This is a genomic window from Pseudophaeobacter sp. 1A09344, from assembly GCF_041008745.1.
Taxonomy (GTDB): domain Bacteria; phylum Pseudomonadota; class Alphaproteobacteria; order Rhodobacterales; family Rhodobacteraceae; genus Phycobacter; species Phycobacter gallaeciensis_A.
In genome coordinates, this window is sequence record NZ_JAXGFS010000005.1 from 205,453 (window position 1) to 221,950 (window position 16,498).

Genomic DNA, 16,498 nt, shown 5'->3' on the forward strand with positions numbered 1-16,498 from the left:
GCCAGTCGGCATCCCTCACGGGTCTAACCCGGTCAACGGCAGTAGGATCCACCCCGGTGGCGCGCCACGTCCAGATGGAAGTGATCCTTGTGATAGCGATCCGCGTCAGGCCCTAGTACCGTGCCAAAGGGCCCACAAGCCGCCTTCCAGATCTTGCGCAACTTCCTGCGGGTGCGCCGCTTCTGCCAGCCTTCCAAAACGGTGATCGTCTCACCATCTTCCAGGGTGAAGCCGGAAATATCGATCGCCTTGCCCTTGCCATGCTCCGAGATGCGCGCGCCCGGACGGTTGTTGCGTGTGCGGCAGGAATAATGCGCAGCCACTCGCAGCGACACTACGCGGTTGCGGCGGCCAAATGCCTTTTCCACGTCCCGTTCGACCCAGCGGTTCAGCGATTTCGCCATATCGCAGGTCATCACCGATTTCTTGCTAAGCTGCACACCCGCGACCGAGGACACCCGGACCGCCGATTTCGCACCGCAGCCCGGTAGAGAGCCGACGACAGAGCCAACCGGCTCTCCCTGAATATCAATATCGCCGCAGACCGAGGTTTTACGCAGCTTGCGCCGCTTGAACAGCACCTGCTGAACAATGGCATCGGGGCGCAGGCTGGGGCGCAACGAACTGCCCGGCCCGACGTCGGGCAACGTGACCGCACCCAGCGCCGCCACGGCTAAGGTTTGCTCTGACATCGGCCGCCCTTGTGGCCTCATCAGCTCGGGCCCAGCCAAGGTAGAGACATCAAGTTCGGGGCCCGGTGCGGCTGCAATGCCTGCCGGGCGCCCGGCCGGACGCAAGGAGTCCTCTGGCGCCGTTGCAGCGGCGGCATCGGCCAACAAAAGGCCCAGCGCAAAAGCAGCCCGGGCGATCATGTCTTCTTTGCCCGTCCGAAATCCGGTGCATCCGTATCCTGCCCCGCCTCGATGATCCCGCGGCGGATGGCGCGGGTGCGGGTGAAATACTGGTGCAGATGCTCCCCGTCGCCGGTGCGGATCGCCCTTTGCAGGGCGAAAAGCTCCTCGGTGAAACGGCCCAGGATTTCCAGCGTCGCGTCCTTGTTGGTCAGGAACACATCGCGCCACATGGTCGGGTCCGAGGCTGCGATCCGGGTAAAGTCCCGGAAACCAGCAGCCGAATATTTGATCACCTCGCTGTCGGTCACTCGGCGCAAATCGTCAGCAACCCCCACCATAGTATAGGCAATAAGGTGCGGCGCGTGGCTGGTGACAGCCAGCACCAGATCGTGGTGATCCGCATCCATCTCATCGACATTGGCGCCCATCCCCTCCCACAGCTCGCGCAGGCGCTGCACGGCATCGGGGTCGGAGCCTTCGACTGGAACCAGAAGGCTCCACCGATTATCAAACAGTTCGGCAAAGCCTGCCTCGGGCCCGGAATGCTCAGTCCCCGCCAAAGGGTGCGCCGGGACGAAATGCACGCCATCGGGGATATGCGGCGCGACAGCCTCGATCACATGGGCCTTCACCGAGCCGACATCAGACACGGTGGCGCCGGGTTTCAGCACGCTCGCAATATCCTGCATCACCGCGCCCATGGCGCCGACCGGCACACAAAGGACCACCAGATCGGCGCCCTCCACAGCCTCGGCGGCGCTGTCACAGACGCGATCACACAGCCCGATGCGCCGGGCAGTGTCCCGGGTTTCGGCGCTGCGAGCATAGCCCGTGACCTCACCCGCCAACCCGGCCCGCTTCATCGCCCAGAACATCGAAGAGGCAATCAGCCCCAGCCCGATCAACGCGACACGGTTGTAGACCGGCGCGCTCATGCTGCGCCCTGCCCGGCCTTGAAGGCTTTGACCGCGGCAGCAACCGCGCGGCAGGCGGCCTCGTCGCCGATGGTGATGCGCAGCGCATTGGGCAGGTTGTAGCCCGCCACCCGTCGCACGATCAGCCCCTGCGCCTTGAGGTAATCATCACAGGCCTCGGCCTCTGACTGGCTGGCAAAGCGCGCGAGGATGAAATTGGTGCAGGAGGTATCCGACGGCACCCCGAGTTCAGCCAGTGCCTCGGCCAGCCAACCGCGCCATTTGGCGTTTTCCGCGCGGCAGCGGTCGACATAATCGGTATCCCGCACCGAAGCCTCGGCCGCAGCCAGCGCGGTGGTCGAGACGTTGAACGGTCCACGCAGGCGGTTCAGAACGTCGATGATTTCCTGCGGGCCATAGCCCCAGCCGATGCGCGCACCGCCAAGACCATAGATCTTGGAGAAGGTGCGGGTCATGAAGACATTGTCACGCTCGGCCACCAGCGAAGCGCCTGCATCGAAGCCTTCGACATATTCGGCATAGGCCCCATCCAGCACCAAAAGCGCCCCTTTTGGGATGCCATCCGCCAGACGCGCCACCTCGGCGGCACCGATCATGGTGCCCGTGGGGTTGTTGGGGTTGGCGATGAAGACCAGCTTGGTGCGTTCGGTGCAGCCCGCAAGCAGCGCGTCCACATCCGTGACGCGTTCACGCTCGCGCACCTCGACCGGGGTCGCCCCTGCCGCCTGCGCACTGATGCGATACATGGCAAAACCGTGCTCGGTATAAAGCACCTCGTCCCCCGGCCCCACATAGGCCTGACACAGAAAGGCGATGATCTCGTCGCTGCCAGCACCGCAGATGATCTGCGCCGGGTCCAGCCCATGCACCTCACCAATGGCGGCGCGCAGCTCAGCATGATCCGAGCTCGGATAGCGATGCATCGTCGCCGCAGCCTCGCGCATCGCTTCGATGGCGCGCGGGCTGGGGCCGAGAGGGTTCTCATTCGAGGAGAGCTTTACCGTGTTGCTCACCCCATCCACATGGGCAGCCCCACCCTGATAAAGGGCGATGTCCATAATTCCGGGCTGCGGTGTGATCTGGGTCATAAGAGGGACTCCTTGGTTCCGCCCCGTTCATACCCGCGCACAACGCAATCGAAAAGCCGCAAGATGCCCTCAACAGACGCAGTGCGCTTTTTGCGCCGCCTGTCGTCCTGTGGTCGCCGACCCTGGCCTGATCAGGCTGCCCTTGGCTGGAACCGCGCGGTCCCCGGGTCCGCCTCGTATCGCGCAGCCAGATCCTCGGCCCGAAGGGCCAGATCATTGACGCTGTCGATGATGTATCGCGCGGTTTTATCCCGCATCAGGTAGGAAAAATTCAGCCGCACCCAGCCGGGTTTGCGCAGCTCCTTTCCGGCCTGAAGATCCGCGAACAGCGCGTTTGAGTCCTGCGCATCGATATCCAGAAGCCGATGCGCATAGGGACCTGCACAGGCGCAGCCGCCCCGCGCTTGAACGCCATAAAAGTCGCTCAGCATCCGGGTGAACAGCTGCTGATGCACGGGTCGCCCCGAAGCCCCTCGAACGGTGAAGGAAAACACCGGCAGGCGCGGCGCAGTCGGGTGGCCCAAAAGGGTCAACTGCGGATTGCCCTGCCAGCCCTCCCGCGCCATGGCGCCGAAGCGGGCCTCCCGGCGGGCGATTTCAGCTTCACCCACGGCTTCCTTGACCAGAAACGCCAGCGCGGCGCGAATATCACCGATCACGTTCGGTGTCCCCGCCTCTTCACGCGCAGCCAGATCCGCGCTGTAGGCATGATCCCAAGGCGAGACAAAGCTGACCGTGCCGCCCCCGGGCCAAGAAGGGCATTTGCGGCGCACCGCAGTGCCATTCACGATCAGCACGCCCGATGCACCGGGCCCACCGGGAAACTTGTGCGGCGAGACGACCACTGCATCCTTGCGCGCGCCCCCCTTGCCGCCCATGTCGATCGGCAGATAGGGCCCGCCCCCGGCGTAGTCCCAGACCGCAAGCGCGCCATGGGCATGCAGCAGAGCGCTGACCGCATCCGCATCGGTCAGGATGCCGGTCACATTCGAGGCCGCCGAAAAACTGCCGATCTTCAGATCGCAGGCGGCATATTCGCTCAACGCCACCTGAAGGACCTCCAGATCAGGCCCGCCCTCCGCCGCTTCGGGGATCTCCACGACTGTTGCGCGGCTCTCCCGCCAGGGCAGAATATTGGAGTGGTGTTCATAAGGGCCGATAAAGACCACTGGCGCGCGGGCCTCATTCACGCTCAGCAGGCTGACCAATCGGTTCAGACCAGCTGTGGCCCCTGACCCGGCAAAGATCACCGCATCCTCCTGTTTTGCCCCGGTGATCCGCGCGATTTCCGCGCGCGCCGCGCGGCGCAGGCGGGTCATATGGGCACCGCAATAAGAGGCCTCGGTATGGGAATTGGCGTAAAAGGGCAGAACGTCGGAGACGACGAAATCCTCGACCGACCGCAACGCCCGGCCAGAGGCGACATAATCGGCGTAGACCAGCGGCACCATTCCATCGGCGCCAGGGATCTGCACGCCCTCACCGATCAGCTCATCTGCCAGACGCCCTTCGCGGGCCGCATCCTTCAGGGTTTGTTTTATGGTGGCAAGGATCATCTGTTTCTCCGCTCTTCACCACAGAAACTTGACCCTCTGGAGCTGGAAATACTCCGCCTAATTTTGATTGATGGCACGCAAATTTGTGTCATATGATCGCTAAATGACAAATAACCTAGATCATATTGATCGCGCCATCCTGCGCTGCCTTCAGGGGAATGCCAGCCTGTCACAACGGGAACTCGCCGAAAAAGTCGGCCTGTCGCAGAACGCCTGTTGGCGGCGGCTGAAGGCGCTGAATGAGAACGGCGTGCTACAGGGGGCAACCGCGCGGATTGACCGCGCGAAACTGGGACTGGATCTGGTGGTCTTTGTCATGCTGCGCACGCGCCACCATTCTGCGGACTGGCTGGAAACCTTCCGCAGGCACGTTCTGACCATCCCCGAAGTGGTGGATTTTCACCGCATCGGAGGCGATTACGACTATCAGCTGAAAGTGGTCACCGAAAACATGACCAGCTACGACAAGGTCTACCAGCGCCTGATCGCCGGGGTAGAGCTGGACAGCGTCACCTCCTATTTCGCGATGGAAGCCATCGCCGAAGGACGCCCCCTGCCCCTGTGACTCACCGGGGTGATCGATCAGGGCGCAGGAAGGCAGGAAGGGCCCGGTGCGATCAGTGGCCGAAGGCGGCGTCAGGCATCCACTTCATCCGTGCGCCTTCCGCGCCCATGCGCATGTGAAGGCAAGCCGTGCCAAGGCGCTGAAAATACAAGGCATCCAGCGGATACCATCCGGCCACCGGCACTTCGACCTCGGTCATGACGGTGCTGTCGCAGGTCTGCCGCCCATCGAACTGACCAACGATCTGCCCGCCGATTTTCGCCCGCAGCCCATCATTGGTCAGGAAATCGATATTGTAGACGCCGGGCTTGTCAAAGCGGACATAGCCGGTGATCCGGGCTACCACGTGCTGGGCCTGTTTCGACGTTAGGGTGATGTCGCCTTCGTTGGTATCCCGATGATCAAGGCCCTTCAGCGGGCGCCCGGCTTCGGACCCCTGTTTCAACGCCGCCGAAGCCTCGGACAGGGTGCGTACGTCCTGCGGATAGGCATAACGCACGGCAAGACCGGAGCGGACGCTACCCGGCTGCGGATCTGCTGGTTGCAGCTTGACAGGCGCAGCTGCCAGGGCCGTTGCCAGTGTTATTGAAGCTGCGGCCAGAAACGTGCCGAAAACTGTTCTCATCTTGGTCACCTCAGTCTGATGGGCTGCGCATTCCCAATGCTCGGCCCCAAGCCTACAACTGGATACGCCAAATAGACAAATGAGAATCGGCCGCTCAGCACCATTTCGCCGCGTGAAGTTGGTAGCGGCGGGTCGTAACGACTGCCAAAATGGAAAAGGGGCTGCCCGAAGGCAGCCCCTGCGCAAATCCCGAAAGGGATCCGACTTAGTTTTTGGCGTAGAATTCGACGACCAGGTTCGGCTCCATCATCACCGGGTAAGGCACATCGCCCAAGGAGGGGGTGCGCACGAAGGTGGCTTTCATTTTGGAGTGGTCGGCTTCGATGTAATCCGGAACGTCGCGCTCGGCCAGCTGAGTGGCTTCCAGCAGGACAGCCAGTTGCTTGGACTTGTCGCGGACCTCGATCACGTCACCCTCTTTCACACGGTAGGAGGGAATGTTGACGCGCTGGCCGTTGACCAGAACGTGGCCGTGGTTGACGAACTGACGGGCAGCAAAGACGGTCGGCACGAACTTGGCGCGGTAGACGACGGCGTCCAGGCGGCGCTCCAGCAGACCGATCAGGTTTTCACCGGTGTCGCCTTTGACACGCTCGGCTTCACCGTAGATGCGGCGGAATTGCTTTTCGGTCAGGTCGCCGTAGTAGCCTTTCAGCTTCTGCTTGGCGCGCAGCTGGATGCCGAAATCGGACAGCTTGCCCTTGCGGCGCTGACCGTGCTGGCCGGGGCCATATTCACGACGGTTGACCGGGGACTTCGGACGGCCCCAGATGTTTTCGCCCATGCGGCGGTCGATTTTGTACTTGGCAGACGTGCGTTTGGTCACGGCTGATCTCCTTTATTTATGGCTCCGCAATTTGATCCGAAAACCGGTTCCCACTTTTCGGATTGCGGACGCAGGGCCAGCAAACCAGATCAGCCAGAACGCAGCCGGGCAAACGGCGACTATAAAGGGCGTTGTCCTCTTGCCTTGCGGCATGACAGGGATCCCCTTGCGGGGGCCACCAACACCAATGAAGCCGCGCTTATACAGGCAGCCCCGCCCGTGTCAACACCTGTGGACAACGGTTTCTGCCATTCAGGGAGCGAAACGGCCTAGGCCGCCTCGTGCCGCAGAATTGCGGCCTCAGATGCGGTCAGGTTGCGTCGGGCAAAGGCGCCATAGCCGAGCGGATTTTCATCAACCCCCGGCAACAGGGTCAGCAGCCGCTGCCGATCACTCTCTGACAAGGCTGTAAGGGAGGCGTTGGCGGGATGAAAGCTTTCGCTTTCCACGCCATTTGCCCAGAGCACCTGATGCTCTTCGAACAACAGGTGAATATAGGTCACTTCGCGCAGCTGGGTATCCGGGGCAACGCTGGTCCCGTTGATCAGGTCCCGCGCCGCTACCAGCACTTCGGGCGTGTTGAACAGCGCCTGCACGCGCGCGCCCCGCAGCAACAGGCGGTGTTCCGGGGAGACCAGAAGGTCTTCTTCGGGGCGGTCCAACGCCAGCGCCCCAGCGCGCACACGCACCGGACGCAGCGCGGGGTAGACGAACAGGCGGGCACCGCTCATCCGGCGCGCACCGATCCAGCGGATTGCCTGGGGGCCGTTGTCACGGGTCTGTACCAGATCACCCGGGCTGAGCCGATCAACCGGACATGTCCCGCCTGGCGTGTCGATCAGGGTCCCGGGTGTAAAACAGATCAGTCCTGTGTCGGCGCCATTCTGTGGCTGCGCCCTCTGCCCCACATTCAGTGAAAGGTGCACAACCCACAGCTCCGCATCCCGCGGCGGCAGCTCATCCACAAACATCAGCAGCGGCAGCCTGCCATCCCCGACATCGATCAGCGTTGCGGTGTATTGACGGATCCCATCGGTGACAACAAAGCCCCTGTCCGGAACCGCATCCGCCTGATCCACTGCTTCAGGGACTGCGCCGGTGTCCAGGGCAGCGCCCACCAGCCTGCGCACCGACCGCGCGGCCCTGCGCCGCAGATCCGTTTCACCCTCTGCCACTTCCAGACGCAACAACTCCGTCGGCCCGTCCAGGCGCAGGCTGTCCCCATGCCACGACCAGGCCGCCCCGATCCTCAGGGCATCGGTCGGCGCGGACGCCAGACCGTCCAAATCTGTTTGCGACCAAGAAATGACAAACGTGCCAGTAAAGCCCGTTTTCATTGCTCTTGCCTGCCTCGGTTTTTGTTATTGTGCAGAACGTACCAATGGCCGTTGTCCAGTGAAAGGTCAAAGTCCGGCCGCCGCCTATCCTTGCCTACACAGCGGCAGCAAAGCCACAAATTCATCGTGAGTGCCACGATGGCACCGCACAACCTACCGCAGAAGCCGCCGGTTCACACCGGTCATTCTCTCCCCCTGCCCGGCTGGATATCCTGTCCGGGGCGGCGTGCCATGCGCCAGCCCAGTAAGAGATACCAAAAGGTCAAAATTCCTGTCTGATTTTCCTTCGCCGATCCAAGATAAAACTCCCGCAAACTACCATTTTTATTGCAGTTTTTGCGCCACCTAAACTTTGCTGATGCTCTATCATCAGATGGCGCCTAGAACCTTCGGGATGCGCGGCTTCTGACGCGACACAAAGCCCGCGCTCTCCCCTTTAACGTGAATAATTTGAGCGATTTCAATGCCCTGCCAATTGTCAAAAAAATGGATAGGAAAATCTACTGCCCTGCAGCGAAAACCCCTCCAGAATACCCTGCTTACGGCCACCCGCCGCCGCAGCGCGTTTTACAGATTGTTAGCCACTGTGGCGAATAGTGACAGGGTACCCCAATGTGTGTCAGGGGTTGAACGTCGGCCAAGCCCACTCCCGGGCGATCTGAAGTGCCATAGATCCCCGATGTTAGTTAGAAGGTGATCCGGTATGACGAATGACATTGACGAAGAAACCATCAGTTCCACAGTTCCTGAAGAGGTCCCTCAGGAAGCACAGCAACCTTTGACTGCGCTGACTTTGGATGACGATCCGATCGACCGATTGCGCTTGATCAAAACCTGCAAGAAGGCAGGACTGCAGATCGAGTTCACAGAGGTCGCGACCGTCGCCGACATGCGCCGGGAACTGGACCAGAACACATTCGATATTGTGTTCCTTGATCATAATCTGGGCATGGAAACCGGGCTGGATGCGCTGAAGGCGCTGATTGCCCATGAAGACCAGGCCGACGCAATCCCAATCATGCTGACCAGCGTCACCTCCCACCATACCGCGGTCGAGGCGATGCGAAACGGCTGCGCGGATTACATCGTCAAGGAAGAGCTGACAGTGTCAGCGCTGATCAAATCCGTGACATCCGCAATCGAGCGGCGCATTTTGTTTTCCGCCCTGTCAGGAGCACAGGCCTTCCAGCGCTCGGTTGGCGAAGTGATCGAACGGTTCATGCTGACCTGCGGCCCGGAAATGCGTGAGATCCTGAGCAAGACCCTGGCCACCCTGCGCGGCCTGAAGGCGATCGAGAAAGCAGACCAGACCCTGGATCCGGTCATCCTGTCGAATTTCACGCTGCTGGAACGTGGCTGCAAGGATCTGACGGTACTCGTCGATGATCTGGTGAGCGTGGTGGCTGCAGCCCGCGGCGTGCCCGTGCGCAAGCGGCCCTTGATCAGCAAATAATATGCATCAAGCCCTGTTCCGCTAATTTGGATTCTTGCGCGCCCGCAGTGCAGTTCCAAGGCGGCACCTGGCCGATAAACACCCGTTTGCCCGGATACAATTCCCGGAGCGACCAACGCGAGACATAAGCTAACGAACGAGAGCCCTGATGCCACACCGTAGGCGCGTCACACTGCGAACGCGGATAGCCCTGGTTGTCCTGTTGTCCACTGGGCTGGCACTGACGATCTTTTCCGCCTATGGATATTTCCACTCCTTGGAAACGGTAAAAACAGCCACCCGCGAACGCATGAAGCGGGCCGGCGACATCTACGCACAGCGGATCGACAGCGTGCTCTACATGATGGAGCTGGATACCGGAATTCTCGCCTCTGTCCCGCAGGCGGTCGGCCTCGCAGGGCTGACGCGGACAGCCACTGCCCCTGCGCCCGACCAGACCGAGACCACAGTGACACCACCCACGGCCACACAACCCAGCGCGGTGCGGTTCAGCGACGAACAACCCAAAGCTCCGGGGGCCAGCGCTGCCCGACCCACCGAGGGTTGGACCGAGAGCGTATCGGATATTTTCCTGAAATTCCTGGGGACAAGGCCGAAATACTCGCAAGTTCGTCTCTTGGTGAAAGAAGGTAACTGGAAGGAACTGGTGCGGGTCAACCGCATTGACGAGGAGCTGATCATCGTCCCCGCTGGCGAACTCCAGATCAAGGGAAATGAGCCCTATCTGCAGCCCATCAAAGAGCATGGCGTCAGCGAGGTGTATTTTTCAGAAGTAACCTATAACCGGGAAAACGGCCGCGTCGTTGGGCCGCCCACCATCCGGGTGGTTCGACCGCTGCAGGACAGCGACGGGGACATCTTTGGTGCGATCGTCATCAACGCCGACGCTGAACCCCTACTGCAGAGCGCCGAACTCTCTGTTGCCCCCGGGTTTCAGGTCTACGCGGTCAGCAACAACTTCGATTACATCTCCTATCACGGCGAAGCCCAAAGCTCTCCACTCGCCTTTCATCAGGATCCGGACTGGCAGCCACCGCCCTATTCCGACCGGCTTACGTCCAACGATGAAGGAGCGTTTTTTGAAACCGGATCAAATGACATGGGATATCTCTCGGCCGTGCTGGGACAACAGAACGCGACGCCGTTCCGGCTGAACATTCTGACCATCGCCCCGCATGAGATCCTGATTGCCCCCGCATTTCAGGAGCTGCGCGCAACCGCCGGCCTGTCGATGCTGCTGGCCGCGATGGCAGCGCTAGCGGCCTCCTTTCCCGCATCGCGCCTGCTCTCCCCCCTGACCCGGCTCAACCACGAAATCCGCAGCAAGATTCAAAGCGCGGAACCGGTGGATTTCGAAACCAGCCGCAATGATGAGGTTTCCGATCTCGCGCTCAGCTTTTCGGAAATGATCAATACCAGAATTGAGGAAGCGAACCGGCTTGATGCCATCCTCAACGGCGCAGCGGACGGGATCATCACCATCGATGCCGATGGCACAGTCGAGGATATGAACCCTGCTGCGGAAGAGTTGTTCGGCTATACCGCGCAAGAGGTCGTGGGCCAGAATGTGACCATGCTGATGCCCACAGCAGATGCGAACATACACCATCTTCACGTGGCGCGCTCCCTGCTCACCGGGCACCCTAAACAGATGGCCAAGAACCGCGAAATCTTCGGCGTCCGCAAAGATGGCAGCCAGATCCCGCTTGGCATTGCGGTCAGCCACGCAGTCTATTCCGGCGGATCAAGATACATCGGGATGATCCGTGACATCTCCCCGCAAAAGGCCGCCGATGAAAAGGTGAACAGCCTGATCAGCGCCCTGAAACGTTCCAATGCGGAACTGGACCAATTCGCCTACGTCGCGTCGCACGATCTCAAGGCGCCACTGCGGGTGATCAACAATGCCGCTTCCTGGCTGGCCGAAGATCTTGCCCCGCATCTGACCGAAGACACCCAGGAAAGCCTGGACCTGCTGCAAAACCGCGCCACCAGAATGGAGCGGTTGCTGGACGATCTGTTGCAGCATTCCAGGATTGGCCGGGAAAAGGCGAGCAGCACCTCCGTGACCGGAGCCGAGCTGCGCGAGGAGCTGACAGACCTTCTGGACATACCCGAGGGCCTCACAGTGCAGTTCTGCGACGCGTTCGACCAGATCAAGGTTCAGCGCCTTCCCTTGCAGATTGTTCTCCTCAACCTGATCAGCAATGCCATACGGCATCATGACAAATCCGATGGGCACGTCTGGATAGACCTAACGCACCGCCCCGAAGAGATTGAGTTCCGGGTCGCCGACGATGGCCCCGGCATTCCGCAGGAATACCAGGAGAAGGTATTCGAAATATTCCAGACCCTGAAACCCCGTGACGAGGTCGAAACCAGCGGCATGGGGCTCGCCTTCGTCAAGAAACATGCCGGGCTGGTCGGCGCCACGATCAAGATCGACTCGGACGGCAAATCCGGCACAACCTTTATCCTGCACTGGCCCACCGGGCCGGACAGCACATCGTTGGAGAATTGATATGAACACCGTCGCCCTCCAATCCGAAAAAGCGCTTAATATCGTGCTAGTCGAAGACGATGATGGCGACGCCAAAGCCTTGCGACGCGCCTTTAAGAAAGCGAAGATTGCAAATCCGATTACCCGTTTCAAAGATGGGGTAGAGGCGCTGGCGTTTTTGCGTGGAAATCTGGAAACCACACCCCCCAAAACCTTTGTCGTTTTATGCGACATTAATATGCCGCGCATGAATGGTTTAGAATTACTGGGCAAAATTAGAGAGGACCCTCAGCTTCGCAAAACGCTTATTTTTATGTTGACCACATCGGATGATGAACGTGATATTGAAATGGCCTATCTGAACAATGTTGCAGGTTATATTGTCAAAGCCCGCGCCGGACATATGTTCTTGGATCTGATGACAACCTTGGACAACTATTGGCGCGTCGTAGAAATTCCGGAAATTTAGAGCAGGCACAAAAGGAAAACTTTCAAATGCTCGACATTATGATCGTGGACGATGATGAAGGTGATCGCAAGCTGGTCCGAAGGCTGCTGCGGGCTCCGGCGGGAAAGCGGTCATTCCGGGAAGCAAGCAACGGACAGGCGGCGCTGGATTACACGGATGACAACATCGATGTCATTTTCCTGGACTACCTGCTGCCCGGCATGTCCGGCCTGGAGCTTCTGGAACATTTTTCAAAGACATGGCCAAAGGCGACGATTTTCCTGATGACCGGCCAAGGAGACGAGGAAATCGCCAAGAGCGCCATTCTGCAAGGCGCCTCGGATTACATTCCAAAATCGATCATGACCGAAACGGCGCTGAACCGGATGATCGAAAACGGCATAAAGCTCTCCAAGATGCGCTGGAAACTGGAAGAACACCGGCAGGAGCTGAGCCTGTTTTCGGATGTTCTGGTGCATGACCTGCGGGCTCCCGTCCGGGCCATCGAGTTTCTGAGCGAACAGATCATCGAGGATTTCGAGAGCGGCAATATGGATGAGGTGGCCCGGGAATTCGAAATGATGAAACTTTCGGTGAGGCGCATGTCCGAGCTGATCGAAAGTCTTGCCAGCCACATCAACCTGAATGGCCCCTCCAACCAAGAGAAGGTGTCCGTGGAAAACCTTTTTGAACGGGCCCAGATAGCTCTGGCCAAGGATATTTCGGAAAGCGGCGCCGAGGTGCGTTGGACGGCCAACGGGCTGTCGGTGGATTGCATCGCGCCGCAGGTCGCGCAACTGCTGCAGAACCTGATCGGGAACTCGATCAAATACGCTGGCCCTTCCAGCCCGGTCATTTCAGTCTCTGCCGCCGAAATTCCAAACGGGATCCAGTTCACGGTAGTGGACAATGGCGTCGGGGTGCCTGAAGATTTCCGCGACAAAATCTTCGAACCCTTCCGCCGTCTGCAGCAAACCGAAGAATTGCCTGGCACCGGGCTTGGCCTTGCCACCTGTCGCAAGATCGCCGAACGCCATGATGGGGAAATCTGGTGCGCCGCCGATACCGACGTCGGCACCACGATACATTTCACAATCAAACAGCGCCCCGAGGAAGAAGACGACTAGGAACGTCGCCCTATAGCGGGAGGCTCAGCAGGGTTCGCGGGCGGGTCTGTCCCGCCCCACCGTTCAGGCTGTCGTTACCGGTTCGCAGCTCAGAGCAGACTTCAACCAGCCCGCAAATTGGCAGCTGAGGTGCTCTCCGGCATGGCTTCTGCCTCAGCGCAACCGATTGTCGGCCTTCCGATATCAAAGGATCCAATCAGCGTGTTCAGCCTGCCGACGTCCTCGGTCATGGAGAGCGCCGCCGCCGTCACCTGTTCCGCCATTGCCGCATTCTGCTGCGTCACCTGATCCAGTTGCGACACACCGACGTTGATTTCACCAAGACCAGTGGATTGCTGCTGCGCTGAGTTGGCGACTTCCGACGTCAACTCGACCGTCCGGCCAATATCACCGCGGATCATGGTCAAAGCCTCGCCGGTATCATTAACCAGCGTCACTCCCCCCTCCACGTGGCCCGCACTGACATTGATCAGTGATTTGATTTCATTTGCAGAATCCGCTGACCTTTGCGCCAGCGCTCGCACTTCAGAGGCAACCACGGCAAAGCCTTTGCCGGTTTCCCCCGCCCTTGCGGCCTCCACCCCGGCATTCAGTGCCAGTAGGTTGGTCTGAAAGGCGATATCATCGATCACATTGATGATCTGCGAGATCTGATGCGATGAATCCTCGATATCCTGCATCTTTTGAATGGCGCTCTGAACCACCTCGCCCCCGCGCGCGGCCCCGTCTCTGGTGCTATGGACGATCTTGGTGGTTTCCGATGTCGCATCGGCCGACGCATGCATGCTCACGGTAATCTGCTCGACCGCAGCCGCTGTTTCTTCCAAGGTCGCTGCCTGGGATTCGGTACGCTGTGACAGATCCTCTGCCGATTGAACCACCTCACTGGCGCGAATGTTCAACCGGGAGGCCGCATCCTGGATGGTATGCAGCACATCACGCTGAGTACAGATCAACCCATTGAAGGCCTTGCGCACCGGATCGTAGCGCTCAGGGTAGTCGCTTGCCTCCGGCCCGGGGATAAGCTGTGTCAGATCCCGCGCCGCCATCCGGTCGATACCCGCCGTCAGATGCGCAAAAGCCGTTTCCTGCTCTTCCTTTTCGGCAGAAAAATGCGCATCCAGAACCAGATGGGTGTCCAGCGAAAAGGCACGAGTCAGGGCGCTTATGATCTTTGGAACATTGTGCCTTCTAAACAAACCTAAAATACCCTGGTTCCGCTCCAGAAGAAGCTCCTGAATGTGCGAAACCGCCTGCGCATAGCCGGAAAGATAGAACAAAAATGGCAAGCCGATGCGGGGGTGGATTCGGCCGATCCGATAGGCACTTGCAAAATACTCTTCGCTAAACGCGCCCGACAACAACATCTCCCAGTGTTTTTGCTGCCCAAGCTTCGCCTGATCCATCAATTCCTGATTTGGAAAAAAACGCGCCATTTCAGGATCATCCATTACGACACCATAAAAACGATCCAAAACCTGAGGCAACAGCGGAACAACCAATTCTCCGCCCTCAATCAGATATTTTTTCACGACTTCATCAAAGCCAAACTTCGACAGCGCCTCTTCGTGCTCCTTTATCATAACAGCCTCGCAACCACTGAAAACATTAAAAGATTCGGCCCCAAGCGAGGCCACCAATCTCTCACTAAATGAAATCCATTAAAAATATGCAATTTTCTATTATTTTACGAACGCATTACGGGAGCGGGATCAGCTTAAACGCGATGCGGTCGGATGAACGGGCAAGAGTGCTAGCCCATGACAGGGCCAGGGTCGGTTCGCAGCGCGCCAAACCGTTGCAACAGCGCGCCCCTCCTCGACAATCCCCCAAAAAACCGGGACCGTAACCGGGGCGATCTGGGGCTTAACGGGTGATCCGAGTACTCAATCTGTCGGGAAAGGGCCGATGGCTGGGGTGGTAGGATTCGAACCTACGATACACGGTACCAAAAACCGCTGCCTTACCACTTGGCTACACCCCATCGGTGAGGCGCTGTCTAAAGTTAGTTGCGGGGGGGTGCAAGAGGGTTTTTGAAAAAATCTGACATCCTTTTTCCAACACCACAGGCGCCCCCCCTTCTCGCCCCTTATTTCATTGGATTTTCAGAAGTTTGCAGCAAAATCACGCCTTTGCGATCACCACCCTCAACGGCTTCATGCGCTGCGGCGGCCTCGGCCAGAGGAAAGATTTTCGCCACGGGAACCGACAGGGCCTGAGCCTCCAGGGCGCGATTCAAACGGGCGATCGCCGCCTCGCGTTGGGTCGGCGTCAGCAGGTAGACCAGAGCCATCTCCAACGTGACCGCCTTGAACATCAGCGGATAGAAGGGCAAGGCGGGTTGCATCGCCTTTGCCGAGCCATAGGCCGTGATCCGGCCTTTCGGGGCGATCACTGCCGCGTCCACCTCGGCGTTGGCGCCAAACTCCACCTCGACGATCAGATTGACGAGCTGGCCGTGATTTGCGGCGATGATCTGGTCGCTGAGGTCCGTAGCGCTGTAATCCAGCACCGCGTCGGCCCCGGCCGCCAGAACACGGTCTCGCGCAGCTGCGGAACAGGTCGCGATCACCCGCGCACCGCCCCATTTGGCCAATTGTACAGCCAGAAGACCTACGGTCCCTGCCCCGCCCTGCACCAGAACGGTTTTGCCGGAAACCTCGCCACCGGAGAACACGGTATGACAGGCGGTCAGCCCCGGAATGCCAAGCGCGGCGCCGGTTTTAAAATCGACCGTGTCAGACATGGGCACCGCCTGCTCCTGCGGCAGGCAGATCTCGCTTGCGGCGGTGCCATAGGCGCGCTGCCACTGACCGTTCCAGATCCAGACCCGCTGCCCGACCCGCGCCGGATCCACGCCTTCGCCGACTTCGGTGATGACGCCCGCGCCATCGCTATGAGGAATGATTGCGGGAAAGGGCAGTTCGGTGACACCCGCCCGTGCTCCGGCCCGCGCTTTGACATCGGAAGGATTGACGCCGGAATAGGCCAGCGCGACGCGTACCTCGCCAGAGGCAAGTTCGGGTGCTGGCAGGGTTTCAAGGGACAGGACCTCTTGGGCAGGTCCGAAGGCGCGGTAAACGACGGCTTTCATGATGGGGCTCCATTTTCTGTGTCAGCCCGGAACGACGTCGGCCCGGACCTTTGACAGACAAGGAGCCTCAAGACGGCCACAGACACAAGG

14 protein-coding genes and 1 tRNA gene are annotated in these 16,498 nt (G+C 59.8%); 5 read left to right on the forward strand and 10 right to left on the reverse strand.

What is annotated here, in order from left to right; all coding sequences use genetic code 11:
• Window positions 1-32: 32 nt before the first annotated feature.
• The 4 genes from SM765_RS11005 to SM765_RS11020 form a co-directional block, all read right to left on the reverse strand.
• The gene (locus SM765_RS11005) at window positions 33-872 is read right to left on the reverse strand and encodes an extensin-like domain-containing protein (RefSeq protein WP_274837810.1); all 840 of its coding nucleotides are present in this window, start codon (window positions 870-872) and stop codon (window positions 33-35) included.
• On the reverse strand, window positions 869-1,789 hold the full coding sequence (locus SM765_RS11010; RefSeq protein WP_274837811.1) for a prephenate/arogenate dehydrogenase family protein: 921 nt from the start codon (window positions 1,787-1,789) through the stop codon (window positions 869-871). The genes SM765_RS11005 and SM765_RS11010 overlap by 4 nt, the downstream gene beginning before the upstream one ends.
• Window positions 1,786-2,877 carry a histidinol-phosphate transaminase gene (gene hisC / locus SM765_RS11015; protein ID WP_274837812.1) on the reverse strand — a complete coding sequence of 364 codons (1,092 nt, stop codon included), beginning with the start codon at window positions 2,875-2,877 and terminating at the stop codon, window positions 1,786-1,788. The genes SM765_RS11010 and hisC overlap by 4 nt, the downstream gene beginning before the upstream one ends.
• A 131-nt stretch (window positions 2,878-3,008) precedes the next feature.
• A complete protein-coding gene (locus SM765_RS11020) occupies window positions 3,009-4,433 on the reverse strand; it encodes an aminotransferase class V-fold PLP-dependent enzyme (protein WP_274837813.1) in 1,425 nt (474 codons plus the stop codon).
• Between the two features lie 103 nt (window positions 4,434-4,536).
• Here SM765_RS11020 and SM765_RS11025 point away from each other — a divergent pair, with 103 nt between their 5' ends.
• Window positions 4,537-4,998 (forward strand): Lrp/AsnC family transcriptional regulator, encoded by a 462-nt coding sequence (locus SM765_RS11025; RefSeq protein WP_274837814.1) that lies wholly within the window; start codon window positions 4,537-4,539, stop codon window positions 4,996-4,998.
• Between the two features lie 52 nt (window positions 4,999-5,050).
• Here SM765_RS11025 and SM765_RS11030 read toward each other — a convergent pair whose 3' ends face one another.
• From SM765_RS11030 to SM765_RS11040, 3 genes are all read right to left on the reverse strand, one after another.
• Window positions 5,051-5,623, reverse strand: a complete 573-nt coding sequence (locus SM765_RS11030; protein ID WP_274835087.1) for a PA14 domain-containing protein — start codon at window positions 5,621-5,623, stop codon at window positions 5,051-5,053.
• Between the two features lie 205 nt (window positions 5,624-5,828).
• Window positions 5,829-6,449: a 30S ribosomal protein S4 gene (gene rpsD, locus SM765_RS11035; RefSeq protein WP_065272856.1), complete on the reverse strand. Its 621-nt coding sequence runs from the start codon at window positions 6,447-6,449 to the stop codon at window positions 5,829-5,831.
• 269 nt (window positions 6,450-6,718) lie between these two features.
• Window positions 6,719-7,786, reverse strand: coding sequence for a Hint domain-containing protein (locus tag SM765_RS11040; protein ID WP_274835088.1), 1,068 nt, complete (start codon window positions 7,784-7,786; stop codon window positions 6,719-6,721).
• A gap of 703 nt (window positions 7,787-8,489) precedes the next feature.
• Between SM765_RS11040 and SM765_RS11045 the strand changes: the two genes are divergently transcribed.
• From SM765_RS11045 to SM765_RS11060, 4 genes are all read left to right on the forward strand, one after another.
• Window positions 8,490-9,239 carry a response regulator gene (locus SM765_RS11045; protein WP_274830175.1) on the forward strand — a complete coding sequence of 250 codons (750 nt, stop codon included), beginning with the start codon at window positions 8,490-8,492 and terminating at the stop codon, window positions 9,237-9,239.
• A gap of 148 nt (window positions 9,240-9,387) precedes the next feature.
• On the forward strand, window positions 9,388-11,760 hold the full coding sequence (locus SM765_RS11050; RefSeq protein ID WP_274841228.1) for a sensor histidine kinase: 2,373 nt from the start codon (window positions 9,388-9,390) through the stop codon (window positions 11,758-11,760).
• Window position 11,761: 1 nt separating this feature from the next.
• A complete protein-coding gene (locus tag SM765_RS11055) occupies window positions 11,762-12,208 on the forward strand; it encodes a response regulator (protein WP_065272853.1) in 447 nt (148 codons plus the stop codon).
• Window positions 12,209-12,234: 26 nt separating this feature from the next.
• Window positions 12,235-13,314 carry a sensor histidine kinase gene (locus SM765_RS11060; RefSeq protein ID WP_274837816.1) on the forward strand — a complete coding sequence of 360 codons (1,080 nt, stop codon included), beginning with the start codon at window positions 12,235-12,237 and terminating at the stop codon, window positions 13,312-13,314.
• Between the two features lie 101 nt (window positions 13,315-13,415).
• On the opposite strand, the gene SM765_RS11065 is transcribed toward SM765_RS11060, so the two are convergent.
• The 3 genes from SM765_RS11065 to SM765_RS11075 all read right to left on the reverse strand — a co-directional run bounded on the left by SM765_RS11065 (window position 13,416) and on the right by SM765_RS11075 (window position 16,408).
• Window positions 13,416-14,897, reverse strand: a complete 1,482-nt coding sequence (locus tag SM765_RS11065; protein WP_274839006.1) for a globin-coupled sensor protein — start codon at window positions 14,895-14,897, stop codon at window positions 13,416-13,418.
• Window positions 14,898-15,223: 326 nt separating this feature from the next.
• Window positions 15,224-15,298, reverse strand: a tRNA-Gln gene (locus tag SM765_RS11070).
• A gap of 105 nt (window positions 15,299-15,403) precedes the next feature.
• Complete coding sequence (locus SM765_RS11075) at window positions 15,404-16,408, reverse strand: NADPH:quinone reductase (protein WP_274835093.1); 1,005 nt, start codon at window positions 16,406-16,408, stop codon at window positions 15,404-15,406.
• Window positions 16,409-16,498 lie beyond the last annotated feature (90 nt).

Excerpts from the sequence above, each read along its gene's own strand:
- SM765_RS11005 (WP_274837810.1), bottom strand. The coding sequence starts at position 872 with ATGATCGCCCGGGCTGCTTTTGCGCTGGGCCTTTTGTTGGCCGATGCC.
- SM765_RS11010 (WP_274837811.1), bottom strand. The coding sequence starts at position 1,789 with ATGAGCGCGCCGGTCTACAACCGTGTCGCGTTGATCGGGCTGGGGCTG.
- hisC (WP_274837812.1), bottom strand. The coding sequence starts at position 2,877 with ATGACCCAGATCACACCGCAGCCCGGAATTATGGACATCGCCCTTTAT.
- SM765_RS11020 (WP_274837813.1), bottom strand. The coding sequence starts at position 4,433 with ATGATCCTTGCCACCATAAAACAAACCCTGAAGGATGCGGCCCGCGAA.
- SM765_RS11025 (WP_274837814.1), top strand. The coding sequence starts at position 4,537 with ATGACAAATAACCTAGATCATATTGATCGCGCCATCCTGCGCTGCCTT.
- SM765_RS11030 (WP_274835087.1), bottom strand. The coding sequence starts at position 5,623 with ATGAGAACAGTTTTCGGCACGTTTCTGGCCGCAGCTTCAATAACACTG.
- SM765_RS11040 (WP_274835088.1), bottom strand. The coding sequence starts at position 7,786 with ATGAAAACGGGCTTTACTGGCACGTTTGTCATTTCTTGGTCGCAAACA.
- SM765_RS11045 (WP_274830175.1), top strand. The coding sequence starts at position 8,490 with ATGACGAATGACATTGACGAAGAAACCATCAGTTCCACAGTTCCTGAA.
- SM765_RS11050 (WP_274841228.1), top strand. The coding sequence starts at position 9,388 with ATGCCACACCGTAGGCGCGTCACACTGCGAACGCGGATAGCCCTGGTT.
- SM765_RS11055 (WP_065272853.1), top strand. The coding sequence starts at position 11,762 with ATGAACACCGTCGCCCTCCAATCCGAAAAAGCGCTTAATATCGTGCTA.
- SM765_RS11060 (WP_274837816.1), top strand. The coding sequence starts at position 12,235 with ATGCTCGACATTATGATCGTGGACGATGATGAAGGTGATCGCAAGCTG.
- SM765_RS11065 (WP_274839006.1), bottom strand. The coding sequence starts at position 14,897 with ATGATAAAGGAGCACGAAGAGGCGCTGTCGAAGTTTGGCTTTGATGAA.
- SM765_RS11075 (WP_274835093.1), bottom strand. The coding sequence starts at position 16,408 with ATGAAAGCCGTCGTTTACCGCGCCTTCGGACCTGCCCAAGAGGTCCTG.